General features: G+C 61.0%; 23 protein-coding genes. 11 read left to right on the top strand and 12 right to left on the bottom strand.

Going from position 1 to position 23,202, the window contains the following annotated elements; all coding sequences use genetic code 11:
- Positions 1 to 344: 344 nt before the first annotated feature.
- The gene (locus GL300_RS18590) at positions 345 to 1,421 is read right to left on the bottom strand and encodes an ABC transporter substrate-binding protein (RefSeq protein ID WP_155041169.1); all 1,077 of its coding nucleotides are present in this window, start codon (positions 1,419 to 1,421) and stop codon (positions 345 to 347) included.
- 117 nt (positions 1,422 to 1,538) lie between these two features.
- Entirely contained in the window at positions 1,539 to 2,768 is a 1,230-nt protein-coding gene (locus GL300_RS18595) for an aminopeptidase P family protein (RefSeq protein WP_155041170.1), read from the bottom strand.
- A 105-nt stretch (positions 2,769 to 2,873) separates the two neighbouring features.
- Here GL300_RS18595 and GL300_RS18600 point away from each other — a divergent pair, with 105 nt between their 5' ends.
- Positions 2,874 to 3,773 carry a LysR family transcriptional regulator gene (locus GL300_RS18600; protein WP_155041171.1) on the top strand — a complete coding sequence of 300 codons (900 nt, stop codon included), beginning with the start codon at positions 2,874 to 2,876 and terminating at the stop codon, positions 3,771 to 3,773.
- 507 nt (positions 3,774 to 4,280) lie between these two features.
- On the top strand, positions 4,281 to 4,478 hold the full coding sequence (locus GL300_RS18605; RefSeq protein WP_155041172.1) for a hypothetical protein: 198 nt from the start codon (positions 4,281 to 4,283) through the stop codon (positions 4,476 to 4,478).
- Here the strand turns inward: GL300_RS18605 and GL300_RS18610 are convergent, their stop codons facing one another.
- Positions 4,479 to 4,760, bottom strand: a complete 282-nt coding sequence (locus GL300_RS18610) for a hypothetical protein (protein WP_155041173.1) — start codon at positions 4,758 to 4,760, stop codon at positions 4,479 to 4,481.
- A 541-nt stretch (positions 4,761 to 5,301) separates the two neighbouring features.
- On the opposite strand from GL300_RS18610, the gene GL300_RS18615 reads away from it, so the two are divergent.
- Positions 5,302 to 5,481 (top strand): hypothetical protein, encoded by a 180-nt coding sequence (locus GL300_RS18615; protein WP_155041174.1) that lies wholly within the window; start codon positions 5,302 to 5,304, stop codon positions 5,479 to 5,481.
- A 1,438-nt stretch (positions 5,482 to 6,919) separates the two neighbouring features.
- Here GL300_RS18615 and GL300_RS18620 read toward each other — a convergent pair.
- The 5 genes from GL300_RS18620 to GL300_RS26415 all read right to left on the bottom strand — a co-directional run bounded on the left by GL300_RS18620 (position 6,920) and on the right by GL300_RS26415 (position 9,238).
- Entirely contained in the window at positions 6,920 to 7,408 is a 489-nt protein-coding gene (locus tag GL300_RS18620; protein WP_155041175.1) for a hypothetical protein, read from the bottom strand.
- 115 nt (positions 7,409 to 7,523) lie between these two features.
- A complete protein-coding gene (locus GL300_RS18625) occupies positions 7,524 to 8,066 on the bottom strand; it encodes an AAA family ATPase (RefSeq protein ID WP_155041176.1) in 543 nt (180 codons plus the stop codon).
- Complete coding sequence (locus GL300_RS18630; RefSeq protein WP_155041177.1) at positions 8,066 to 8,404, bottom strand: GIY-YIG nuclease family protein; 339 nt, start codon at positions 8,402 to 8,404, stop codon at positions 8,066 to 8,068. Before GL300_RS18630 ends, GL300_RS18625 begins: the two co-directional genes overlap by 1 nt.
- A 61-nt stretch (positions 8,405 to 8,465) precedes the next feature.
- On the bottom strand, positions 8,466 to 8,753 hold the full coding sequence (locus tag GL300_RS26410) for a type 2 periplasmic-binding domain-containing protein (RefSeq protein WP_211595199.1): 288 nt from the start codon (positions 8,751 to 8,753) through the stop codon (positions 8,466 to 8,468).
- Between the two features lie 89 nt (positions 8,754 to 8,842).
- On the bottom strand, positions 8,843 to 9,238 hold the full coding sequence (locus GL300_RS26415) for a LysR family transcriptional regulator (RefSeq protein ID WP_211595202.1): 396 nt from the start codon (positions 9,236 to 9,238) through the stop codon (positions 8,843 to 8,845).
- Between the two features lie 62 nt (positions 9,239 to 9,300).
- Between GL300_RS26415 and GL300_RS18640 the strand changes: the two genes are divergently transcribed.
- Both GL300_RS18640 and GL300_RS18645 read left to right on the top strand, forming a co-directional pair.
- Entirely contained in the window at positions 9,301 to 9,840 is a 540-nt protein-coding gene (locus GL300_RS18640) for an SDR family oxidoreductase (protein ID WP_155041178.1), read from the top strand.
- Positions 9,841 to 9,868: 28 nt separating this feature from the next.
- On the top strand, positions 9,869 to 10,009 hold the full coding sequence (locus GL300_RS18645; protein ID WP_155041179.1) for a hypothetical protein: 141 nt from the start codon (positions 9,869 to 9,871) through the stop codon (positions 10,007 to 10,009).
- A 142-nt stretch (positions 10,010 to 10,151) separates the two neighbouring features.
- Here the strand turns inward: GL300_RS18645 and GL300_RS18650 are convergent, their stop codons facing one another.
- Positions 10,152 to 10,775 (bottom strand): amidohydrolase family protein, encoded by a 624-nt coding sequence (locus GL300_RS18650; RefSeq protein ID WP_343043116.1) that lies wholly within the window; start codon positions 10,773 to 10,775, stop codon positions 10,152 to 10,154.
- 187 nt (positions 10,776 to 10,962) lie between these two features.
- On the opposite strand from GL300_RS18650, the gene GL300_RS18655 reads away from it, so the two are divergent.
- Complete coding sequence (locus GL300_RS18655) at positions 10,963 to 11,205, top strand: hypothetical protein (RefSeq protein ID WP_155041181.1); 243 nt, start codon at positions 10,963 to 10,965, stop codon at positions 11,203 to 11,205.
- A gap of 802 nt (positions 11,206 to 12,007) precedes the next feature.
- Positions 12,008 to 12,616: a CHAP domain-containing protein gene (locus GL300_RS18660; RefSeq protein ID WP_225612455.1), complete on the top strand. Its 609-nt coding sequence runs from the start codon at positions 12,008 to 12,010 to the stop codon at positions 12,614 to 12,616.
- Between the two features lie 312 nt (positions 12,617 to 12,928).
- Here GL300_RS18660 and GL300_RS18665 read toward each other — a convergent pair whose 3' ends face one another.
- The 3 genes from GL300_RS18665 to GL300_RS18675 are packed head-to-tail and all read right to left on the bottom strand — an operon-like array spanning position 12,929 to position 17,207.
- Positions 12,929 to 14,428, bottom strand: a complete 1,500-nt coding sequence (locus GL300_RS18665) for a malonate--CoA ligase (protein ID WP_155041182.1) — start codon at positions 14,426 to 14,428, stop codon at positions 12,929 to 12,931.
- Positions 14,429 to 14,439: 11 nt separating this feature from the next.
- Positions 14,440 to 15,792: a malonyl-CoA decarboxylase gene (locus GL300_RS18670; RefSeq protein ID WP_155041183.1), complete on the bottom strand. Its 1,353-nt coding sequence runs from the start codon at positions 15,790 to 15,792 to the stop codon at positions 14,440 to 14,442.
- 35 nt (positions 15,793 to 15,827) lie between these two features.
- Positions 15,828 to 17,207 carry an SLC13 family permease gene (locus GL300_RS18675; RefSeq protein ID WP_155041184.1) on the bottom strand — a complete coding sequence of 460 codons (1,380 nt, stop codon included), beginning with the start codon at positions 17,205 to 17,207 and terminating at the stop codon, positions 15,828 to 15,830.
- 166 nt (positions 17,208 to 17,373) lie between these two features.
- Between GL300_RS18675 and GL300_RS18680 the strand changes: the two genes are divergently transcribed.
- From GL300_RS18680 to GL300_RS18695, 4 genes are all read left to right on the top strand, one after another.
- Positions 17,374 to 18,027 (top strand): GntR family transcriptional regulator, encoded by a 654-nt coding sequence (locus tag GL300_RS18680; protein WP_155041185.1) that lies wholly within the window; start codon positions 17,374 to 17,376, stop codon positions 18,025 to 18,027.
- A gap of 293 nt (positions 18,028 to 18,320) precedes the next feature.
- Positions 18,321 to 20,411: a TonB-dependent siderophore receptor gene (locus GL300_RS18685; protein ID WP_155041186.1), complete on the top strand. Its 2,091-nt coding sequence runs from the start codon at positions 18,321 to 18,323 to the stop codon at positions 20,409 to 20,411.
- Positions 20,412 to 20,418: 7 nt separating this feature from the next.
- Positions 20,419 to 21,624, top strand: coding sequence for an MFS transporter (locus tag GL300_RS18690; protein WP_170297719.1), 1,206 nt, complete (start codon positions 20,419 to 20,421; stop codon positions 21,622 to 21,624).
- Entirely contained in the window at positions 21,570 to 22,919 is a 1,350-nt protein-coding gene (locus GL300_RS18695) for an endonuclease/exonuclease/phosphatase family protein (RefSeq protein ID WP_155041188.1), read from the top strand. The genes GL300_RS18690 and GL300_RS18695 overlap by 55 nt, the downstream gene beginning before the upstream one ends.
- The last annotated feature ends 283 nt before the right edge of the window (positions 22,920 to 23,202 follow it).

Genomic DNA, 23,202 nt, shown 5'->3' on the forward strand with positions numbered 1-23,202 from the left:
CGCGCCAGCGCGCGATTTTGCGCCGTTCTTCGAGGTCGAGATGCAGGTAAGGTTTGGACATGGAGAATACTCCTTGATGCAATGCACTGATTTTACATCAAAGTCGCAGTTCCAACTTGAATCCACCCTCGGCTATACTGCCGGTAAGCATAATTCAGATTATGTTAAGTGAATTGATAGCTTAGCAAACAAACGGTTGCTCTTTCATCTAAGGAACACCAAGTACAACGCTAACACACCCGTAAAGGCCGACACACACTGTTGGCTGAATCTGTCGGCCAGAACCTCTGAAAAACCGTTCAGGAGGGACGGTGGGGTATCTTCGACTCTGCACCCTCGTCGTATCAGCTCAGGCTGAGCCATGCACTGAAGCGCTCCGCCAGTTCTGCCTCATGATCGACCCAGAACTCGTAGGATGATCCAAGTGCGTTCTGCATATTGGCCGCGTTGGTCGGCATATGCGGAGCCATCTCGGTCTTGCCGTCCTGATAGAGACCGACGAACTCGGCCGACGACTTGCGTGCCGGACCGTAGCTGATCCATTTCGCCTGATCCGCCAGTCTCTGCGTGTCGGTGGCGAACTTGATGAACTCCAGCGCTTGGCCCTGCTTCTCGGCGCCCTTTGGAATGACGAACAGGTTATACTCGTAGACCTGCCCATCCCAGACGATCTCGAAGGGCTTGCCCTCAGAAACGGCAGCGCCAAAGATCCTGCCATTATAGGCCATGGTCATCGCAACCTCGCCATCGGCCAACAACTGCGGCGGCTGCGCACCGGTTTCCCACCAGACGATGTCTTTCTTGATGCTTTCGAGCTTGGCAAAGGCGCGGTCGATGCCTTCTTCGGTATCCAGCACGGCATAGACCTGATCTGCCGGCACACCGTCGCCCATCAGTGCCATTTCCAGCACGGCTTTGGGTACCTTCTTGATCCCGCGCTTGCCGGGAAATTTCTGGGTGTCGAAGAAGTCGGCGATGGTCTGCGGCTTGGCTTCGGGGAATTTCGTCTTGTCATAGGCGAAGATCGTCGAAAAGACGATTGAGCCGACTGCGCAATCGGACAGACCCTGAGGCAGAAAGTCCTCGCTGGCCGGGGTGCCGTCGGGTGCCGGTGGCAGGATCGACGGATCGATCGGCTCCAGTAGCCCTTCGTCGCAAAGCCGGATCGCGTCGGCATATTCGACATCGGCGACATTGGTGGTGACATTGCCCGCCTCGACCTGCGCCTTGATCGGGATCGCCGGGTTATCGCTGTCGAGCGAGACGACCTTGATGCCGGTCTGGGCGGCGAAGGGGTTGTGATAAGCTTCGACCTGACTCTGGCCATAGGTGCCGCCCCAGGACATGACGGTGATCTCGTCAGCCATGGCCGTGGTGGCAAAAAGCGTCATTGCGGTGGTAAGGATGAACTTCCTGTTCATGCTTGGCTCTCCTGTTGGTGTTTTTTGTTTTCACATCGCGGGGTCCCGCGGGCCGGAACTGTCCCGGCCCACGGCAAGCGATTGGTCATGCGGTTATGTCTGGCGAGAGTGCCGGCCTCAGGTCGCCCGCGCCTTGCCCTTCACGATCAGATGTTCGGGGCCATAGGGGAAACCGGTGATGTTGCGGCTGCCAGCCTCCTCGATCACGAGGATATCGTGCTCGCGATAGCCGCCCGCGCCCGGTAGACCCTCGGGGATGGTGATCATCGGCTCCATCGAGACCACCATGCCGGGTTCAAGGATCGTCTCGCAGTCCTCGCGCAACTCCAGCCCGGCCTCGCGGCCATAGTAATGCGACAGGACACCGAAGCTGTGGCCGTAGCCGAAGCTGCGATATTGCAGCAGGTTTTCGGCGGCATACATCTCGTTCAGCTCAGCCGCGATGTCGGAGCATTTCGCACCCGGCACCAGCAGTTCCTTGCCGCGGTCATGGATCTTGCAGTTGAATTCCCACAGGCGGATATGCGCGTCGCTTGCATGTTCCGCGAACAGGGTGCGCTCCAGCGCGACGTAATAGCCCGCGACCATCGGGAAGCAGTTCAGAGACAGGATGTCCCCGGCTTCGATCTTGCGGCTGGTAACCGGATTATGCGCGCCATCGGTGTTGATGCCTGACTGGAACCAGGTCCAGGTATCGAGCAGTTCGGCATGAGGCCATGTTCTGGCGATCTCGCGGATCATGGTCGCGGTCGAATGCAACGCGACCTCATGCTCGGGCACACCGACGGCGGTTGCCTCGACGCAGGCTGCGCCGCCGATATCGGCAATGCGCGCCATCTCGGTGATATGGGCGATCTCCTCGGCTGACTTGATCATCCGCAGGCGCATGGCAGGGGCAGCGATGTCGACGAAGTCCACGCCTGGAAACTCGGCCTTCAGCAGCGACAGAAGATCGAGATTGACGTGGTCGAATTCGATTCCGATCCGCTTCGCGCCGCCGATGATCTGGCGGATGGCATGGAAGTAGTTGTCCTTCTGCCAGTCGGTATAGGTCAGGTTGCTGCCAAAGGTCCGTCGCCACGGCTGGCCGCCGTCGATGCCCGCGCTGATCGAGGTTGCGTTGTCCTGATCGACAAAGAAGCCGTAGCGCCGCCCGAACTGGCAATAGATGAAATCGGCATAGTAATTGATGTTGTGGTAGGACGTGAACAGCGCCGCATCGACGTTGTTCTGGGCCATATACCTGCGGATCGCGTCCAGACGACGCTGCATTTCGGCGGCCGAAAACGTGCCCCTAGCCTTTTCGCCGTTGCCGACGAAATTCTGAAGTCTTTCGCGCTCGGTCATCGAACCCTCCTCGCGTTACATTTCGTTTAGGTTGGGGGTTGTGAGTTGCAGGCGTCAAAAGAGGTTTTATAATCGAGTGATAAGATTTTCTCATGAGTGAGGCGCATGACCCAGCCGCCGCTGAACGCTCTTCGTGCCTTTGAGGCCGTCGCCCGGACCGGAAGCTTCCGTGCTGCGGCCGACAGTCTGTTTGTCACCCAGCCTGCGATCAGTCACCAAGTAAAGCATCTGGAACAATGGCTTGGCGCGCCCCTTTTCGATCGAGGCGGGCGGGTGCCGGTGCTGTTGCCGCGCGGGGTGTCGCTGGCGCGCGACCTGACAATGGCGCTTGATGCCATAGACGCCGCGTGCCGCCGGGCAAGGCCAGCCACCTCGGACGGGGCACTGGTCGTGGCTGCCATTCCGTCCGTTGCAATCTGCTGGCTGATCCCGCGACTGCCACGCTTTCGGGCACAGCATCCAGATATTCAGCTGCGGGTGATCTATGCCCATCACGGTCATGACATCGACTTCATGACGACCGACTTCGCCTTTACCTTCGCCGACTCCTGCCCGGTGGGCGACGGCATCGCGGCCGAACCCTTCATGTCCGGGCGCAGCGTGCCGGTCGGTAGCCCTGCGCTGGTCGGGTCGGCACCTGCTCAACTCACCTTACGTTGGTTGCTCAAGGTCGGGCTCTTGCATGACAGTGATCAGCCGAGCTGGCAGACTTGGCTGAGCCGCGCCGGCCAGATCGTGCCGGACCGGTTGCCGGGAGCCATTTTCGAGGACTTCAACCTTCTGCGCGCTGCTGCCTTGGCCGGACAGGGTGTCGCGCTGTGTTCACTGGCAATGATCCAGCCGGATCTGGCCGAGGGACGGCTGGTGCAACTCTCGGACATTTCGGTGCTGGAAAACTTCGACTACTATCTGATCCGGTCAGACATGACCCCGGTCGATGCCGCCCGACGTAAGGCACGCCACACCTTCCTCGCATGGATACGTTCCGAGCAGGCCAACGGCTAGCGTAGTGACGAATTCGCGGCCTGAAACCGCCTTCCTGCATTCAACTAAGCCTACATTGAAATACCAGCCGCACAGCCGAGCCGATGTTGCAGCAGCCAAATGAAATACTGCTACTGAAAATCCTTGGGCGACTGCGGGCCGCGACGGAATAGCCGTGCTGGCGGGTCTCGTCCAAGATGGCCAGCAACTCGGGGATGCCGATCGGTTTGCCCGACCCATGGGCGCCCAAGCCCTGATCACTCATATGCTCCCAGGCCTCCCCGTTTGTCCTCACGGCCAGCCATGCCCGCCCTCCGGCGGATGAGACAAGATGGACCTGCTCTTGGCCCAGATCGTCGCGCAACCCGGACGTCGCCCCTGCCCGACCTCCACTCTCGTCAGGTTCGCATTGCCGATGACCGAAAGCCGGATGAGCTCGCCCAAATCCTGCGCAAGCCGATCAAGGATCGGCTGGACGACGCGTTGGTGCGGGCGCGACGCATGAAGCCCAGCCCAAGAGAGGCCAACTTGATCGACAACACGACCACCTGTGATTTGCCGGACATAGCCCAGTCGAAACAGCTCGTGCAGGGCGCGGGGCATGCCGCTGACTGGCTGTCCGGTCAGGGCGGCGATGTTCGACACTGCCCGTCAAACCGGATGTTCGACCAGCATCTCGACAATGGTCAGAGATTTTCGATGACGCTGCTTATGAATACTTCTTAGTCACGTTGACTTAAGAAAGACGTTCAACATCCGAAATGCCGGTGAAAAACGATACGCCATCCGGCGTGCTGGCGCGGCAGACTGTCCGGTCGCGCGGTAGGTCTCGTGCTGGTCCGCGACTGTCCAGCCCAGCGGAGCCAGCTTGCCCACCGCCACGGCGATGACCCGGTAGGTATCGGGATTGAGGATCTCGACCACGGGAAGACCTTTGAACTTAGTCTGTTCCAGCGCGCGGGCCCCGGCCTCGATGTCGGGCGTGGCCTTACCTGCGCCAAAGATCACCGTGTCCAGCTATGCGAGTGCGTAATAGCCCATCGAAGTCTCCTCATCCGTTGGACCGACTGCCGCGGTCGATCAGTGATGCATTCTAAAATTCAACTAAGTATTTGAATAAATAAAAATTTATAAATGAACTTGACGACACTACCAACGCGCGCGCGGAACCGCGCCCCGGCGCAAGCCATCATGGATGAAATGGCACAACAGCTAGAGTCGATAAAGGAACCCGAGCTTTCCCGGTCGCTGGGCATCCGATCAGACAGGTGAAATCGCCGGTTGCGCTAAGCCAGATCATCCCGGATCGCGGCTTCAATGGCTTGGTCGTTCCGCGATCCATATCCAGTTCGAAGCCCTGCCCGCCTAGCTGGCATCAAGGCCAGGCGCAATTGCGATGGAAACGTCATTGCCGCTCTGCACAATATCTCCTGCCTCGATTTCTGCGACCTCTTCTCGGACCGGTCGCGGCGAATATCGTGATCCGGATGGGATGGCTTGGGATGTCGCGGGCAATCCTGCCTAGGGTCCGAGCTCGCGGAGCGGGAAGGTGATCGCCGATGATATCCTGGCGCGCAGAGCCAGCGAGCTGGCGATCCGCGACATCGATCAGACCCATTGCAAGGGGCTGGTCGCGCGACTGTACCAGCGTTTCCCCGGCAAGGCCCGCATCGGCGGCACCGACCCACGCGGCTTCGTGCTGGTTGCAAAGCCACACCGCTGGGCATGAAGCCGGGCGATCCAATGCCCGTCGAGACATATCTATCGCCCGACCAGGCCGTCGAAGACCTCCTCACCCGCCCGACCATCTCGCCGTTGATCGTAACAATCCGCGCATTGGGTCGCGGCAAAAGCTCGTCTGAAGGGATGTTTCGCGCATAGGCCGTGCTGCTGGCAGAGCTTCTGATGGAAACCCGCCGCATCGGAGGCCTGACCCTGTTCTTCGGCGGAGTACCGCGCTCTTGAGGCATATCGCCACGGCACCCAGCTATCTAAGTGCTTGATGACATCCGTCTGGGCGCATGCTTGGCTGGATGCTGGGCTTCCTCGGACGGCTCGCCGCATCGACGTCGCGGACAACGTCAGTCGCATCAGCTTCGACCGGACTCACCGCCAATCCGCGGTCGAATTCTGACCATGCCGCGACCCGGCTTGGCCTGTGCCAAACGGCTGTGATGGGCGGGCCAAGGTCGTTCCCGTTGAGCAGTTGCCGGTGACAGCCGTCCGACGCGTGCGCGGCTATTGACCCGACCGGTAACGCTTGAATGTTGGTAGCCAGCAACTCCTTACCAAGAGACCGACATGGTCCTCCGCAAGTGAACAGCTTAGGATATAGAGATTGCCGAGCTGGCGACAGCCCATCTAGTTTCGGTGCCGGACAGACAACCAAGAGGAAGTACGGCACCTGCTCTATTTGGTGATGACCCGCGCCAAATACAGATGACCCTCGGCGTGCCGCTTGCCTCTATGCCACGTAGTAGACCAAGCACGGCGGCCACCCCCTTTTCGCCGTCCGCGCCCGCTTCATCACTAGCGACATGCCCGAAAGTTCGATGTTACCCGTTAGTCGCCGCCAATCACCCCCAAGAACCGCCGACCGCTAGCGGGCGGGCTGCGGGATCGCCACCCGAAGGCACGATATTGGCGTCGATCTGCGACGGCACCTTTCCCGCCGATATGATTGACTGTGGTGACGGCACCCCGTTGGGCGGGTTGATGTCATATACCCACCTAGGCCTGAAGTTGGTGGGTCGTTCACAGCAAGGAGGCGCGGCTTGCATTTCTGGCCAATCATGCCGGGCGTGAGGAGCGCATCGTCTTTTGCGCCTCCAGAAGGCAACTAGGCTGACGCAACGGTTTACGCCCAATGTCTGCGTGTGGCCAAGGCGCAGGAACGGCTGCAATTCGGCCAGAAATTCATTGCGCATTGCCCGGGAGGTCGGCTTTACAACCCGGGCGTATTCCTCAATGCCTTCCTGCATGTCGTCGGCTTGCCGCCTGGTACCTCAGACGGGCCCCGCATAAGCATGACCGCGCCGAGCCGGGGACGCGGGCATAGGGCCCTTCCCCGACCCGCGCCGGTGTAATGCACTCAGATACCAGCGCTGCTGTAGCCGATCATCAAAGGCCGGTTCGCCCGCTACTTTCTACAGGCGACCGGGCTTATGTCACGCTTGAAGACTCAATGTGGCGCGCAGGGTGTCCAGCGCCTTACGCTCGGCTTCCGAAACAGCCTCACCGCCAAAGCCCATGAAGCCGCCCTCCTTTGCCGCCTCGGCAACGCGGGTAGCGGTGTCGATCAGGAAAGCCCTGAACTCTGCCGCATGTTCAGGAGAGGCCCCGTCAACCAGCGCCGCGATCTCACCTACCCGCAAGATTGCCGCCTCAGAGATTTCCGCCGGCTTCTTGCCCTTCACCAATGGCTTCACACCGTCGGTCGCGGCACTCCGGCCCTCGGAGGTTCGATAGGCCGCCGAGATCTCGGCGGCGAGCGTCCCTTCACCGGCCTTCTGGACAGAGCTTGCCACCGCTGCGCTTTCCTGCACAGCGCCGATAAGCCCGCCCGGATCTGCCGCTGTCACCGCGAGCCCGACCAGCATCGGCGCCTGAAGTACCGCTGCCCAATCCTCGGACGAGAATTTCTCTTTCAACGTCATCGTGATGGTCTCCGTGAAATAATCCAGCCATCAAACGCACAGGCCGCCGTCAGGTTCACCTGCGAATGGCCATGCGTCATCGGACCGCAGGCAGAAGCTCGGCATGGGCGCGTCCTTACGACAGACGGTCAAGAACGAACGTCGCCCGTCTTTCGACATCGATCTTCGGCAAGATGATCGGATCATATCCGAGGCGATCATAGGCATCGATCAGCCGGTGGTATTCCGCGATGGCGTCCTCCATCTCATGCTGCCTTTCACCGTCCGTGGTAAATATTTCCGGCCAAGGCGGGGTCAGAAAGACCCGCCTGCAAAAGGGCTCAACGCGGCTGAGAGTGTCGGATACGGGTACTCCTGCCGCATGTTCCAGCGCCACGGCCGCATCGACGATGCCCCGATCAAAGAAAACCCAGCCCTTCGCGCCCTTCATCCCTTCCCGGTCCGCGACAGCCATGTCGATTGCCCGCCGCGCGAAAGCTTCGAGGTCGATCCAAGGCAGCGCCCTGCCCTTGCCGCGCATCTCTTGCGTGACAATCCTTCGGCCAGGCTCGGCAACCGTCGCATAACCACGCCTTCCGAGTTCAAGCAGAAGCGTCGATTTTCCTCCGCCCGAACAGCCCGACAGAATGACATGTCTGCTGCCAGGATCGTGCTGCATCAAACCCGCCTGCGCGTGGCTGGCCAAGGACTGGCGGCTGGTTCCGGGCGATCGCAAGGGGCACCGCCACCATGGGAAAACCCTTGTGCGGTTCGAGCCAGTTCGCGGCGCAGTCTTCGGTCGCGCTTCAGATGCCACTCGCGGCTCATCGCCTCATTGCGCGTCGCCAGACGCTCTGCATATATCAGGCTCCAGCTTCGGCCCCGAGTGGATTTGGCACCCGCTGCGCCGCCGGAATTGTGCTCGGCCAACCGCCGCTCAAGGTCCAGCGTCCATCCCACATAGGTGCGATAGCCATGGGGGCCGTGGCAGCCTAGGATATAGACATAAGCCGTCATGGTCGTTTCCCGAGCACCCCGCTGCACGTTGATACGCGATATCCTGATAAACGCGGAAACATCATTCCCCCAGATTGCTTGCAAACCTTTCGGCCAGCTTGTCGCGGCGGAAGGTCTCGGTGACAAGATCGACGAAAACTCGCGTCTTGGCCGGAAGCAGGGTCCACGAGGCGTAGCAGAGCGAAATCGCCCCTTCATCGGCGCACCATTGCGGGGTCAGGCTCATCAGCTTGCCGTTTTTAACGTCGCGCAGGACATCGGGCATGGCAAGCAAGGCGACACCACGGCCAAGCCTCGCCGCCTCGTGCATCGCGGCGGGATCGTGCAGGGTGACGGTCGGGGGCAGCATGGCCGTCCTCGGCGGCATCGCGCATCGTCCAATATCGCACGTGGCCGGTGCGAAGCGACCGCATGACGATGCCGTCCAGTCGTGACAGGTCATCGGGATCGGTCGGCTGGGCCGCCCCGCCATGTAGCCCGGCGCGGCGACGATTTCCGCGTCAGGTCGAGGCCCGCACCGATTGCCGCATCATAACCCTCGGTGGCCAGATCGACATGGCGGTTCTCGAAATGCCATTCCGGGCGGATCCGCGGGTAGTGCCGCAAAAGGTCCGGCAAATGCGGCAGGATGAAATCCGCCCCAAACGTCGGGCTTAGGCCGACCTTCAACAGCCCCGCAGGCTTGGACGCCCCCGAGGAGATATCCGCAATCGCCGCTTGCAGCGCATCGATATTGCCGCCGATGGACTGCAGAAAATGCTCGCTCGCCTCGGTCCGGACCAGTTTTCGGGTCGAGCGGTGGAACAGGCGCAGGCCCAGATTACGTTCCAGCATCGCGCCATTTCGGCTCACGGCGGCAGCGAAAGGCCTCGCAGAAACTCGCGGTCTCGGCGCTTTTGACGAATCTTTCCAGATTTCTTGAAGCAAGAACAAATGATTACCGACTAATCAGGCACAAGCAACAGGCGCATTTTGGCGGCATCGACATTCTCGTGAACAATGCCGGCCGTGGCCGTGGCGGCCCGATCGAGGAAATCCCCTTCGAGACCTATCAACGCATGATCGCCGTCAATGTCATCTGGGTTTTTGTCGCCACGCAGGAAGCCGCGCGCCACATAAAGCCTAGCGGACGGATCATCCAAATCGGCTCGTCGGTGACGCGCTATGCGGCCTTTCCGACGGCTTCGCTTTACACCCTGACCAAGGGCGCGATCTCCGGCTTTAACCGCAGCCTTGTCCGCGATTCGGGAGCAAAGCGGATCACCATCACCACTGTCCATACCGACCCCACTGATACCGACATGAACCCCGCCGACGGTCGGGTGGCAAAAATCGTCGGCCCCGGCACGACCATTGGCCACTATGGCCAGCCTACCGAGATCGTCAGCGCGGTCGCCTTTCTCGCCGGCGCCGAGAACGTCGCGGATGGTCGATGACCGCCTGACCCATTAGAGGAGGGCAACCATGAACAGCATCGGCATTATCGGCCGCGCCTTCGCCATCGCCCTCGCCCGCAACAATATCCACGCCACCTCATCGAGCAGCCGTGGCCCCGATTCCGGTATTGCAACTCGCTACAATCGTTACTGTGACCTCGCCTTGTAGACCATCTCATGGTCTGGACCTTGATCGTGTCGATGATTCCGGAGGCGATGGTGGTCGGTTTGTCGGACAAGACCACAAAATCAGCCAGCTTGCTGGTCTCGATCGAGCCTTTGGACGCATCTTCGGAATGCCGCCATGCCAGTCAGATCCTCATCGCTTTCAGCGCTGCCATCACGTCCACCCTTTCCGCCGGGCCGATGATGTCGCCCGAGCGCACGCGCCGCGTCACTGTGGCGTCAAGAAAGCGCATGCTGTTGGGCAGGGCCACGGATGCATCGTGATGGCGGCTGAACTTCATACCACGGTTGACCAGACAGCCCGTCGGCGAGATATTGTCGACAAGCTCTGGCCCGACCGTATGGTCGCGGTGCCAATCCCCCCGATAGAAGGTGTGTATTGGAAAGAGCGAAGCGACGGTATCCCGCCGCCTGAAGGCGTCCGCCTCGGCCTCGCACAGGAACTGGCCATGGATGATCACGGGGCGGTGGTCTGCCGGGCCATATTTCTTGGTTGTGGCGTAGACTGCGGCGATCAGCATGTCGGACGCGCCTTCGCCATTGGCATGCAAGATGATTTGAATGCCCTTGCCATAGGCCCAGTCCATCACGTCCACGGTCTGTTCCATCGTCGCGGCGGAATAGCGCGCATATCCCCGCGGATATTCCCCATGGGCGCATAATAGGGCCGGCCCCTGAGCGCCGTGAAGCGCTGAGGCGAGCCGTCGATCGTCAGCTTGGCACCCGCGACGAGGAAGCGATTGGTATATTTCTTGGAGACATGGGCCGCGATGTAATCGTGATCGACCAGCGCATCGGTATAGGTCAGCCCGTCGATCTTGAAGCCTCTTATTCGCGACCTTCTACAGGAGGTCCGCGGTTTCGGGAACAGTGCGGCTTTCTTCGGCCGTGGTATTCCAAGGTTGGTCTAGGCTCCGCCCCGGCATGGACATAGGCTTGGAAACCCTTGGCGCCGCGCGGTTTGAGGAGCTTGGTCATTGCGCCATAAAAGGCGTTCTCCTCGCGCACGCCGCTGGGCGCGCCATCCGCTCCGCGCAGAATCTTACCGCCAGCCGGGTCCTTGCTTTCGGTGGTGATGCCAGCAAGCTCTCATGCCTTGAAGCTCCCCGCACCCAGATGGCCGGGCTGGTGCATGAGAAAGGCCGGCACGCTGGATACGGCATCAAGACCGGGTCTTAGCTAGCATGAGGATCAGATGGCTTCCTTCACCGTATCGGCGTTTTTTCGGTCCAGTCCTTCAGCGTGGCCTGTAGCTCGCAATATGCTTGACCTCGCCGTCGAGAGGCGAAAGCAGGTTGGCGGACAGGACGTGCTAGTCCCCATCAAAATGTGGCCATGTGCGTCGAAGAAACCTAGCAGGATGGTCCACCAGAATAGATCATGTCCGCGATATCCTGTGTCGGTGCCGTGTCGGGGATGAACAGCCCCGGTCATCGCGAGCGTCTTTGCGGCGTAGCTCTAATTTTCAGGAAGCATCCGTATCTTCCTTAGGCTCGAGCGTATTGCTTCGGTTTTGCCGCAACTCCCGGCTGAACTCGGGTCGCGATCGTCCGGGTCGGCGCAGTCAGCAATCGCGGTGCCCTCCGAATTGAAATGCTGAACCGTTGGCGGAGTTGACCGGTTCCGTCGCCCGGCCAGCACGCGGCGTCCGACCTGCATCGCGACGTGCTGATTTTCATCGACGGTTTGGACGAAGCGAAGACCGATGCCGTCATCACCGTGGCATCTAGATCCGAAGATCAGGCCCGGACCTTCCTGCGTTATTGGAAATAGCCAACCCCTCGCTCGGCATCATGTCAAATGTCTTCGTCTTGCGGCGCAGTGTCAGGATGGATCGCCGCCTATCGCGACCTGCGGTTTCGGCAAAAGGACGCCGATGGCAGCGGCTTGTTGAACCATTCCATTGAGATACGGAAGCCGACCCGGCTATGAAGCTCGGGTTACCAAAAGGTAATCAAGAAAAAACGACGAGGGCTACCAGATGATCGATTGGCGGGGACGCAGGCTGGCCTGCTCCGCGACACTTGCCCTGTGCATGGCGCTTGCCGGATGCACAGAGCAGGCAGTACGAACTGACAGATCCACATCCGACGTCGAGGTCGGTGCGAGGATCAGCAAGAACAGCGATGTGTCAGTTGGGCGGATCTCGCCGGACCGCATGTCTCTTGCCCTTCTCGAAGTGAAGCAGAAGCAGCACCGTGGTAGCAGGGTCTGGTGCGTTCCATTTGCGCGGACGGTAAGCGGGATTGATATTTCTGGAAACGCCAAGGACTGGTGGGGCAAGGCAAAAGGCCATTACAATCGGGGCGTCACACCTGTTCCGGCCTCCGTCCTGTCCTTCAAGGCGACCAGAAAGAACCCGAACGGCCATGTCGCCGTCGTCTCAAAGGTCATCAACCAGCGGCAGATTCTCATCAGCCACGCCAACTGGAACCGTAACAAGGTGTCCATTGATATGACGGCGGTGGATGTCTCGCCGAAAAACGATTGGTCCATGGTTCGAGTTGAAAGTATGCCCGGCCAACTGGGTTCGACATACCCGGTCAACGGATTCATCTATCCGGCAGGTACGAAGACCGCGAGAAATTAGTGCGTGGCAGAACGGATTGGGTTTTCCTAGGGCCTTGCAGGGAATGCCCCTCTAGTCCTAGGATGCCGCAACGCGAGGATGCCATAGACGCCGTTCCCTAGCCTAACGCAGGATGAGCCGCCCTATTGCAGACATGCAGGAGGCCAAGATGCCGCAGTCGAAAATCGTCCAAGGCCCTACGCGGTCGTGACGGTTGGTCGCGGGCCGTCCCAGGGCCAAGCCAGATGGCTGATCCGCCAAGGGCCAAGGGGCGCTACTTTTGCCGGACCGGCGGAAGCGGCACTCTCTCATGCCCCCGCCGGTCTCATGCGTTCAGTCGTAAAGCCCGCCGAACTGGTTACGCAGCAGGTTCTTTTGAACCTTGCCCATGGTGTTGCGCGGCAGGTCATCCACGAACAGCACGCGCTTCGGCAGCTTGAACTTGGCCAACCGTTTTTCAAGTGCCGCCAGCACCTCGCCTTCGGACGGAGGCGCAGGACCCACGATCACGGCTGTCACCCCCTCACCTAAATCGCGATGCGGCAGGCCGATCACCGCAGATTCCGTGACGCCCGGCAGCGCGTCGATCTCGGTTTCGACTTCCTTGGGATAGACGTTGTAGCCGCCGGTGATGATCAGATCCTTGCCGCGTCCGACAATGTGCAGATAACCGCGATCGTCGAAACGTCCCAAATCGCCGGTGATGAAGAAGCCGTTCTCGCGCAGTTCGGCGGCCGTCTTTTCCGGCATCTGCCAGTAGCCCTTGAACACGTTGGGACCGCGCACTTCGATCATGCCGATCTCACCCAGGGGCAGTTCCACACCGGTTTCGGGATCGGTCACGATGATCTCAACGCCGGGCAAAGGCATGCCGACGGTCCCCGCCACACGGTCCCCGTGATAGGGGTTCGAGGCGTTCATGTTCGTCTCGGTCATGCCGTAGCGCTCAAGGATGGCGTGGCCGGTCCGCGCCCGCCATTCGCGATGCGTGTCGGCCAGCAGCGGAGCTGAGCCCGAAATGAACAGCCGCATCCGCGACGTCGTCTCGGCGTTCAGCATGTCGTCCTGCAACAGTCGGGTATAGAAGGTCGGGACGCCCATCAGCACGGTCGCGCGGGCCATGCCCTCGAAGATGCAGTCCACGTCGAATTTGGGCAGGAAGATCATCGACGCACCCGAGAACAGCGTCACGTTGGTGGCGACGAACAGCCCGTGGGTGTGAAAAATCGGCAAGGCATGGATAAGGACATCGGCGGGACCGTATTCCCAGGCCTCGCGCAGCGCCGTGGTATTTGAGACAAGGTTGCCATGCGTCAGCATCGCCCCCTTGGACCGTCCCGTCGTTCCCGAGGTGTAAAGCAGCGCCGCCAGATCATCCGACGCGCGCGGCACGGTCGCGAAATCCTCGGCCATGTCCCTGGCGGCATCGGTCAGGCTGCCTTGCCCATCTGCCCCCAGCGTCAGAAGCCGTGCATCGCCGATAACGGGTGCAAGCTGCTCGGCCTTCGCCGGGTCGCAGACGAAGATCGCGGGGGCGGCGTCGCCCGCGAAATATTCGATCTCGGCCGGGGTGTAGCCGGTGTTCAGCGGCAGGAAGACCGCACCGGCCCGCACTGTCGCCAGATACAGGATTATCGTCTCGACCGACTTCTCCACCTGCACCGCAACGCGGTCACCGGGCTGCACGCCCAGCGACACCAGCGCGTTTGCCATGCGACCGGTGCGCGCGATCAGGTCGGCATAGCTGATGCGCTCGCCGGAAACCGTCTCGATGGCGGTGGTCGTGGGGTCCGAAATGCCACGTGCGAAAATGTCGAAAAGGTTGTCGCTCATCATGGTTCCTTTCATTTCGTGTTCGGCAGCGCGCGCTGCACATCCGGCGCGGCAGTCACCGTGCCGCGTTCGGCAAAGGCTTCGTGGTTCATCTCGATCCGGTTGAGGTCGTACAGGTAGTTGACCATCACCCCATGCGACTGCTTCAGCCCATTGGCAGAGATGTCTCCGAGGTAGTTCAGACGGTCAAGCTGCGCGCCATTGCCCAGATGAAAGCGCGCGACGGCGTCGGGCACACGGCCCTTGGCGTCGCGGGCGCGCAGAAAATAGCTGGCTGCGGCAGCCATCAGCGGCGCGCGCAGCGCCTCGGCCTTGGTCGCATCCTTGTGCCAGCCCGGTTCGTCCAGAAGCGCAAAGGCAATGCGCTGATCGGCGTCGATCATCTCGGACGTCTCGTCCTTGCGCTGCACGGCCAGCCATGCGGCAAAACCCGGCACCGGGGACAATGTCACGAAGGTGCGGACATTCGGCAATTCGGCCTTCAGCTCCTCGACCACCTGCTTGATCAGGAAATTCCCGAACGAGACCCCGGCCAGCCCCCGTTGCGTGTTCGAGATGGAGTAGAAGACCGCAGTCGTCGCCTGCTCGGCCTCGATCGCCTGGCGCTTGAGGTCCAGCAGCCCGGCCACGTTATCGGGGATGGATCTCGTCAAGGCGACCTCGACGAAAATCAGGGGCTCGTCGACCATCTGCGGATGGAAAAAACCATAGCAGCGCCGGTCGGTCGGCTGCAGGCGATTGCGCAGGTCGTCCCAGTTCTGGATGGCATGGACGGCCTCGTACCGGATGATCTTTTCCAGAATCGAGGCCGGGGTGTTCCAGTCGATATGACGCAGCACGAGGAACCCCCGGTTGAACCACGATGCGAACAGATGCGCGAAATCGTCATCGACGCGCTTCAGATCAGACTGGCTGCGCAGATGGGTCAACAATTCCTCGCGCATCCGGACCAGCGCCGCCGTGCCGCCGGGGGCAAGGTTCAGGCGGCGCATCAATTCCTGACGGCGCGGTTCGGCGGCTGCATGCAGATCCTCAAGCGCCGAAGGGTCGCGATCAAGCGTGGCGAGTGCCGCCTTGACCGCCACCGGATCGGGGCCGAAGCGCTCGGCCAGCACCCGCAGGAAACCCAGCCGGGCATCGCGCCCGGCAAGGTCAAAGGCCGAAAGCAACCCCTGTGCCAGCGCCACGCCCGAGGCCTCACCGCGACGCGACAGCAGCGCCTCGGCCAGTTCCGAGAGTTCCGGCGGCTGCGGCGCGTCCGCGCTGTCGCGACGCCACAGCAGGCGACGGCCGCGCTCGGTCAGGGACTCGAACAGCTCGCCCAGAAAGGCGGGACGGCTGGAACGGGGCGCTTCGGTTTTCATCACGATCTCCTTGGTTCAGGGGATGGTTGCCGGGGTCATCCCGGCAACACGACGAAGAGCAGCCACAAAACGACCGGAGCGATCAGGGTGACCAGCGCGCCATAGTTCAGCAGCTTGCGGAAGAAGACCTGCTTGTCGATGCCCTGCGCATTGGCCAGAACCAGCGCGCCATTGGTCGAAAACGGGCTGACATCGACGATGGTCGAGGCGACCGCCATGCCGGCGATGAAGCCGATGGCTCCGACGCCCGTGTCGCCTTGCAGGAACGGCACCGCCAGCGGGATCAACGAACCAAGAACCGCTGTGGATGAGGCGAAAGCAGACACCACCGCGCCGATGAAGAACAGCATCAGTGCCGCCAGCAAGGGCGAGGCCATGCCCGCAACGCTGTCGCCGACGAAATCAATGGTGCCCATGCTTTGCAGCACCGCGACATAGGTCGAGACGCCGGTGATCAGCATGATCTCGGGCCAGGCCACCTGCGCCATGGCGCGTTTCTGCATGGTCGGCGCCCAAAGCGCCAGCACCAGACCGATGGTCAGCGCGACAAAGCCGATATCCAGCTTGAAGGCCAGAACCAGCACCGCCAAGGCCGCAAGGCCCAGCAAAGTGACGATCTGATACAGGTTGCCGTCGGGATGATTACCCTCTTCGACCTCGGCAACCAGCTTGTTTGATGAGCCGCCAGCCTCTTCGCCGATGCGGCGGGACAGGGCCTCGGCCTCGCTGTCGCCAAAGATCTGCGGACCGGTCGCGGGCTTGGCGATCAGGACATGGGGAACCTTCACCGGCTCAATGTCCTGACGAATGCGCATCAGCGCGCGTCCGCCCAGCACCATGAACAGGATCAAGGCCACCGCCGCGTTGACGGTGAAGCTGGCCGCAAAAGTGGTCATCGGGCTTAGCGGCAGCCCGGCCTTTTCGACGACGCGATTGGTGATGCCGCCATAGATGCTGATCGGAGAAAAGCCCCCCGCCTGCGCGCCATGCACCACCATCAGGCCCATCAGCAAGGGCGAGATCTGGTAGCGGAAGGCAAATCCCAGCGCGATCGGCGCGACAATGGCGACCGCGCCGGGACTGACGGCGCCCACGGCGGTCAGCATGGCCGAGATGCCGAACATGATCCACGGAATCGCCGCGATCCGGCCCTTGACCGCGCGGACCGCCATGCGGACCAGCCAGTCGATGGTGCCGTTGTTTTGGGCGATGGCGAACAGCCAGGTGATCCCGACCAGCGTCAGAAACAGCCCGCCCGGAAAGCCGCCGATGATGTCATTGGTGCTTTGCCCGGCCAGCAGCGTGCCGACCAGAAACGCGCCGACAAATGCCAGCACGCCCATGTTGATCGGCCAGATCGTGGCTATGACAAACATCGCGGCCAAAGCGTAAATTGATAGAAAATGCGGACTCATGCGCGGCTCCTCCCTCCTTGCAATCTCCACGGATTCACGTTCGACGCGAATCCCCTCCCGCATTTGTTATACGTTTGACGTTTCTTAATGTATATAACAGAAACTCGGATGGATGAAACCGGCCGGGCGGGCTATGATGGGATGACGAACAGGTAAAAGGTGAGAGATGGCGAATATTCCGAACACGCTGCGCATCCGCAACGCGCTGGAAAACGCCATTGTGCAAGGTCTTTATCCGCCCGGCGCCCGCCTTGACCCCGAGGCGCTGGAGCGCGAATTCGACTGCTCACGGACCCCGATCCGCGAAGCGCTGCACCATCTGGAGGCATCAGGTCTGGTGCGCGTCTTTCCCAAGCGCGGAACCTTCGTCACCGAATGGAGCGCCGAGGAACTGGCCGAACGCTTCGAGGTCATGGCCGAGATCGAGGCCTCCTGCGGTCGTCTTGCCGCCCGCCGCATTCTGGAATCCGAGATGCAGGCGCTGGAACGCGCGCATGACGCCTGCCGCCAACGCGCCGAGGCAGGCGACGTCGAGGGCTATTACGCCAAGAATTCCGAATTCCATCACAGCATCTACCGCGCCGCGCATAACGCCTTTCTTGAAAAAGAGGCGTCGCGTCTGCACGCCATGCTGCAACCCTACCGCCGGATGCAGTTACAGGTCAGAAATCGAATGGCCCGGTCGCTGGCCGAACATGATGCCGTGGTGGCAATGATCCGCGCGGGCGATGCCGAGGGCGCGGCTAAGGCGCTGCATGATCATGTCATCGTTCAGGGCGACCGCTTCCATGATCTGGTGGTCGCGCTGCGGCACGGCTAGCGGCGTTCCGTTCGAGCGTCGACGCATCAATCGCGATAGGCTTGAAAATGAACGCGGCCTCTTTCTTACGAGAGATCGGGCCGATCGGAACAGCCGTCCCCGCCAGCAATGACGCGCGATAGTTGCTACCCGACGACCTCCCAAGTGGGATTCCTGTCGGCCGTCGCGCTTGCGCCACATCCCTGACTTTATTTGTCGTCTAATATTCACATTCCTTAGTTTTTCACTAAGGGTCCCCGCAAATCACACCAACGCCCATTTAAGAACGGGCGTTTCAAACTACAGGCATTTCCATGAACTCCAGACATTTCCTTATCTTGCTGCTTGGCAGCGTCAGCTTTTCGGGCATGCTGCACGCGCAAGAGCCCGTTCAGCTTGACACGGTGGTTCTTGAGGCGGAAAGCGACGAGACGCTTCAGCAGGACGGCTATATCGCCATCTCCGGTCGTCAGGCGATGCGTGTCGAGACCCCAATCCAGCGTTTGCCACAAGCGGTCAGCGTCATTACGCAGGATCAGCTGCAGGATCAGGCCCCGCGCACCATGCTTGAGGCGCTGAATTACACGGCATCGGCAACGCCGGGAAATTACGGCTATGACACGCGCTACGACTCGTTCTGGCTGCGCGGTTTCCCGGCCTATCAGACGGGCGTCTTCCGCGACGGGCTGCGCAGCTTCAACGGTCTTTCGGCCTGGTATCGCAACGACCCCTACACGCTTGAGGGGATCGCGGTGCTGAAAGGTCCGGCCTCGTCGATGTTTGGCGTCAGCACCCCCGGCGGCATCGTCAATCTGGTCAGCAAGCGCCCCAAGGACACGCCCTATCACGAAACCCGCCTGAGCTATGGTAGCTATGCCCGCGTCGAGGCGGCCGTCGATTTCACCGGCCCGCTGGATGCCGAAGGCGACACGCTTTATCGCTTTGTCGCACTGGCCCGCGATGCCGACACCCATATCGATGGCTATGCCGATGACCGCATCCTGCTTGCGCCCTCGATCAGCTTCCGTTTGTCCGACGACCAAAGGCTGCTGCTCAGCGCCGAATATGCCAAGGATCGCACCGGCGCCGTGGCCTATTACCATTTTGGCTCGGATCTTGATGTGACCGACGCCCCGGCGGGCGATCCGAACTACAACCGTTTCGATCTGGAGCAATTCCGGATCGGCTACGAATACACCTGGGACATCTCGGAAGACACCCAGTTGCGCCAAAGCTACCGCTGGACCAAGGTGCGGGCCGACATGCGCTATGGCACGCGCTACGGGACCTATCCCGATCTGGTTCCCGGCTATTGGGAACGCTACCACGAGACCGCGAAATCCCACGTTCTCGACCTGATGCTGGAACACAAGCTGGCGACTGGCGACTTCCAGCATACGCTGGCCTTCGGGGCCGATTACACGCGCGGCGAATATAGTGCGGATTACGGCGGAACGGCCCTTGGTCAGGCCGCCAACGAAGCGCTGGACGTGCCCTTCTATGCCTCGCGCGAGCAGGTCCAGACCGGCATCTATTTCGCCGATCAGATCGAACGCGATGCCCTGATGGTTTCGGTTTCGGCCCGCTATGACTGGGTCGATACCGATTATGCCGACGCCGTCTATGGCACCTCGACCGTCAATTCCGGCGAGCAGAAGGACGAGGCCTTTACCGCCCGTCTGGGCGTCTCCTACGAGATGCAGAACGGCGTGACGCCCTATGCCAATATTGCCAGTTCCTTCGCGCCGAATGTTGCGCAGGTCTATGCCGACAGTTCCGACCCGACCGGCAGCCCCGCCGACCCGACCGAAGCACTGCAGAAAGAGATCGGCATCAAATACGCCCTGCCCGATCAGCGCACCGTGATTTCGGCCGCGCTGTTCGACATCCATCAGGACAATGGCATGGTGCTGGTCGTGGGCGATGACGGGCGCAATCGCGGCCTGCAATACGACCTGACCTCGCGCGGTTTCGAACTTGAGGCGATGAGCAATCTTGAAAATGGCGTCAGCCTGATCGCCTCCTACGCCCATATGAAGGTCGAGATCAACGAAGGCAGCCCCGGCACCAAAGGCAACGAACTTTCGGGCGTTCCGAATGACACGCTGTCGCTTTTCGTGAAATACGAGCCCGAGGCTGGCGCGCTGGAGAATGTCGGTCTGATGGCCGGGATGCGCTATATCGGCAAAAGCTATGGCGACGATCTGAACACGATCGAGAATGCCAGCCGGACCTATTTCGACCTTGGCGCGACCTATGACTTTGCCGGCCTCGGCTATGAGGGGACGCAATTGCAACTGAATGTCCGCAATCTGTTCGACCGCGAGGGGCAGACCTGCACCGCCGGTTGGTGCTATCGCGACGAACCGCGGATGATCGACCTGAGCCTGTCGCGTCGCTTCTAAGATGCAGATGACTGCGCGCCGTCTTGCGCTGCCGGCGGCACTGGGAACTCTGGGTGGGCTTTATGTCACCCAGAGCGTGCTGAGCGGATTCATCTGGTCCGCCCTGCCCGCCGTCATGCGCGAGCAGGGTATGGCCCTTGAGAAACTGGGTTTCCTGTCGCTTCTGGTTCTGCCTTGGACGCTGAAATTCCTGTGGAGCCCGTGGGTCGAGCGGTGGCGGCGTCCTCCGGGGCGCGTCCCGCGAACAAAGACGATGATCGCCTGTGGCGGCGGGCTGGTCCTTGCCGCTCTGTTGGCCTTGTCGGGGCAAACTGCCTCGGCGCTTGCTCCTCTGATCGCGACGCTTTTTGTCATCGCCACCGTGACGGCAACCGTCGATATTGCCTGCGACGGCCATGCGGTCGAGGCCTTCCCGCCATCGGCCTATTCCTGGGCCAACATGATGCAGGTCGGCGGGGCCTATATCGGCGCTGCACTGGGCGGGGGGCTGGTTCTGGTCGCGATTGATCGACTGGGATGGCAGGCGGGCCTTGCCGTTCTGGCGGGGCTGTGCCTGATCGGCACCCTGCCGTTCCTGCTTTTGCGTCAACCCGCGCCGCGAAGCGAACCGGCTGCGGGTGGCGCAAGCCTGCGCGCGGCGCTGTCCCGTCCCGAATTGCGGCGTGGGTTGCTGATCACGGCGCTTTACGTCGCTGCCATGAAATCCTCGCTGGGCTTTTTCGGACCGTTTCTGGTGGATAAGGGCTTCACCCTGACCGAGGTCGGGCTTTACAGCGCCGCAGGCAGCCTGGTCGTCGGCTTGCTCGGCGCTGTTCTGGGTGGCGTCGCGGTCGCCCGTCTGGGGACGCTGCCGGTGCTGATGATCGCGCTGGCCGGGCAGGCAATGGTGCTGGCCTATTGCCTTGCCGTGGCGGCAGGAATGGCCCTGCCTTTGGGACCATTGGCCGTTCTGACGCAGATCGGTTCGAACGCCTGGCTCGCCTTTGGCTTTGTCGCGCTTTACGCCCGTTTCATGCAATGGTCCGATCCGCGTCAGGCCGGCGTGGATTTCACCCTGTTTCAATGCATGGATGCGGGGGTGGGCATGGTGCTGGGCTTTATCGGTGGCCAGATCGCCGGGCATTTCGGCTATCACGGCCTGTTCGCCAGCGCGCTGGCGTGCTCGCTGGTCTGCGCAGTTGGCATCTTGCGGCGGATTGGCGACAAAGCGTAACGAATACAGATGATGTTGCCGACCCTCCTGAACGGGTCGGCAACATTGCGTCACACAAGTTCATGAATGCCGCGTGTCGACTGAGCCCCAATCGAAGCTCATGCTGTATCGACAGCCGCCATCCCCAACATCCTGCTACAATAGCCCAAGAGTCGCGCCCGGATCTTCCCGTCTGCTTCATTTCAGCGAGTAGGATTGCCATGCCATTCTATCAGGACCTGAACGACTACAGGCAGCTCCCAGACTCGAACTATCCCGACAAGCACAAGTGGATCGCCCAGAGGCTTCTGGCCCTGCGCCACGACCTGAATCTTCGGATTGTCAGGGGGCGCCGCTCTGATTCACTCATCGTCGGCACCTGGAACCTTCGCGCATTTGACGGGGGGCTACCGCGGCTTCCCGAAAGCATCCATTACATCGCGGAAATCATTGCCGCCTTCGACATATGCGCCTTGCAGGAACTGCGACCAAATCTGGAGCCGATCCGACGGCTGAAGACCTTGCTTGGGCCGAACTGGGAATATTTCCTGACCGATGTCAGCGACCACGAGGGTGGAAACGATGAGCGCATGGCGTTCTTTTACAACACCGACAAGGTGATCTTCCGCAATATCATCGGCGAGATCGTGATCCCCAAGTCGGTGCTGCCGGGCGGCAACCAGATTGCCAGAACGCCATTTTTCGCGGCCTTTCAGGCAGGATGGTTCCGCTTTACGCTTTGTTCCTCGCATATCATTTATGGCGATGATCATGCGCTTCGCGCGGCCGAGGTCGCTGCAATTACCGATGCGCTGGCAAAGCGCGCCAAGGTCGAGGATCAGGTTTTCATCTTCCTCGGCGACATGAATATCGAGGACGCGAACCATCCGATCATGGCGGCCCTCAAGAACAGCAAGATGAAGCTTGCCCCGGTGCCGCCGTCAAACCTGGGGGGTGACAAACCGTTTGACCAGATTGCCTATACCGAGCATGGGGCAAGCACCCGCAAGACCCGCCTGCTGCGATCCGGAGCTTTCGACTGGCGCAATGCTGTCTATGGCCCGGCCAAGATGCCCGATCCTGGCGCCCCGCCCGATCCTGCGAACGTGATCAGAAAGACCGACCTAGAGAACATCGCGCATTACGCTCCGATTGTCGCGGCGCATCGTCGGGCGCATGGCGAAGCCCCTCACGCGGATTTTCAAAGATCATACGCGCAATGGGTGACCTATGAGATGTCGGATCATCTGCCGGTTTGGGTCGAGCTTGAGACAGATTATTCCGACGAATATCTGGAAAGGTTCGTGATCGGCTGACTCGACCATGCCCGGTCACGCCGCCATCCTGCGGGCCATGGCCCGGCGTGCAGTTTTTGCTGAAGGGCGTATGAGGGCCACGGTTCCGGCGATGCCACTCAGGGACGACTGGTCTTTGAGCAGCCAAAAGGCAGGCGGGAGCGACGAAATCGAGGCGGCAGTCACTTTACCACGCATCGACGCGTGCAAATGACGTAATTCACCCGCCAAAGCCCGAAGTCGGCACGAGTCATACTTGACTGAATTTGTTAACATTGGCATTCCCTACGTCATAGGCAGGCTT

The organism is Paracoccus litorisediminis (assembly GCF_009711205.1).
Lineage (GTDB): Bacteria > Pseudomonadota > Alphaproteobacteria > Rhodobacterales > Rhodobacteraceae > Paracoccus > Paracoccus litorisediminis.

What these genes read in the sequence shown, in the direction of transcription:
- GL300_RS18660 (WP_225612455.1), top strand. Translation starts at nt 12,008, where the DNA reads ATGATCGATTGGCGGGGACGCAGGCTGGCCTGCTCCGCGACACTTGCC.
- GL300_RS18685 (WP_155041186.1), top strand. Translation starts at nt 18,321, where the DNA reads ATGAACTCCAGACATTTCCTTATCTTGCTGCTTGGCAGCGTCAGCTTT.
- GL300_RS18665 (WP_155041182.1), bottom strand. Translation starts at nt 14,428, where the DNA reads ATGAGCGACAACCTTTTCGACATTTTCGCACGTGGCATTTCGGACCCC.
- GL300_RS18675 (WP_155041184.1), bottom strand. Translation starts at nt 17,207, where the DNA reads ATGAGTCCGCATTTTCTATCAATTTACGCTTTGGCCGCGATGTTTGTC.
- GL300_RS18600 (WP_155041171.1), top strand. Translation starts at nt 2,874, where the DNA reads ATGACCCAGCCGCCGCTGAACGCTCTTCGTGCCTTTGAGGCCGTCGCC.
- GL300_RS18690 (WP_170297719.1), top strand. Translation starts at nt 20,419, where the DNA reads ATGACTGCGCGCCGTCTTGCGCTGCCGGCGGCACTGGGAACTCTGGGT.
- GL300_RS18625 (WP_155041176.1), bottom strand. Translation starts at nt 8,066, where the DNA reads ATGCAGCACGATCCTGGCAGCAGACATGTCATTCTGTCGGGCTGTTCG.
- GL300_RS18590 (WP_155041169.1), bottom strand. Translation starts at nt 1,421, where the DNA reads ATGAACAGGAAGTTCATCCTTACCACCGCAATGACGCTTTTTGCCACC.
- GL300_RS26410 (WP_211595199.1), bottom strand. Translation starts at nt 8,753, where the DNA reads ATGCTGCCCCCGACCGTCACCCTGCACGATCCCGCCGCGATGCACGAG.
- GL300_RS18630 (WP_155041177.1), bottom strand. Translation starts at nt 8,404, where the DNA reads ATGACGGCTTATGTCTATATCCTAGGCTGCCACGGCCCCCATGGCTAT.
- GL300_RS18645 (WP_155041179.1), top strand. Translation starts at nt 9,869, where the DNA reads ATGAACAGCATCGGCATTATCGGCCGCGCCTTCGCCATCGCCCTCGCC.
- GL300_RS18595 (WP_155041170.1), bottom strand. Translation starts at nt 2,768, where the DNA reads ATGACCGAGCGCGAAAGACTTCAGAATTTCGTCGGCAACGGCGAAAAG.
- GL300_RS18670 (WP_155041183.1), bottom strand. Translation starts at nt 15,792, where the DNA reads ATGAAAACCGAAGCGCCCCGTTCCAGCCGTCCCGCCTTTCTGGGCGAG.
- GL300_RS18680 (WP_155041185.1), top strand. Translation starts at nt 17,374, where the DNA reads ATGGCGAATATTCCGAACACGCTGCGCATCCGCAACGCGCTGGAAAAC.
- GL300_RS26415 (WP_211595202.1), bottom strand. Translation starts at nt 9,238, where the DNA reads ATGCTGGAACGTAATCTGGGCCTGCGCCTGTTCCACCGCTCGACCCGA.
- GL300_RS18620 (WP_155041175.1), bottom strand. Translation starts at nt 7,408, where the DNA reads ATGACGTTGAAAGAGAAATTCTCGTCCGAGGATTGGGCAGCGGTACTT.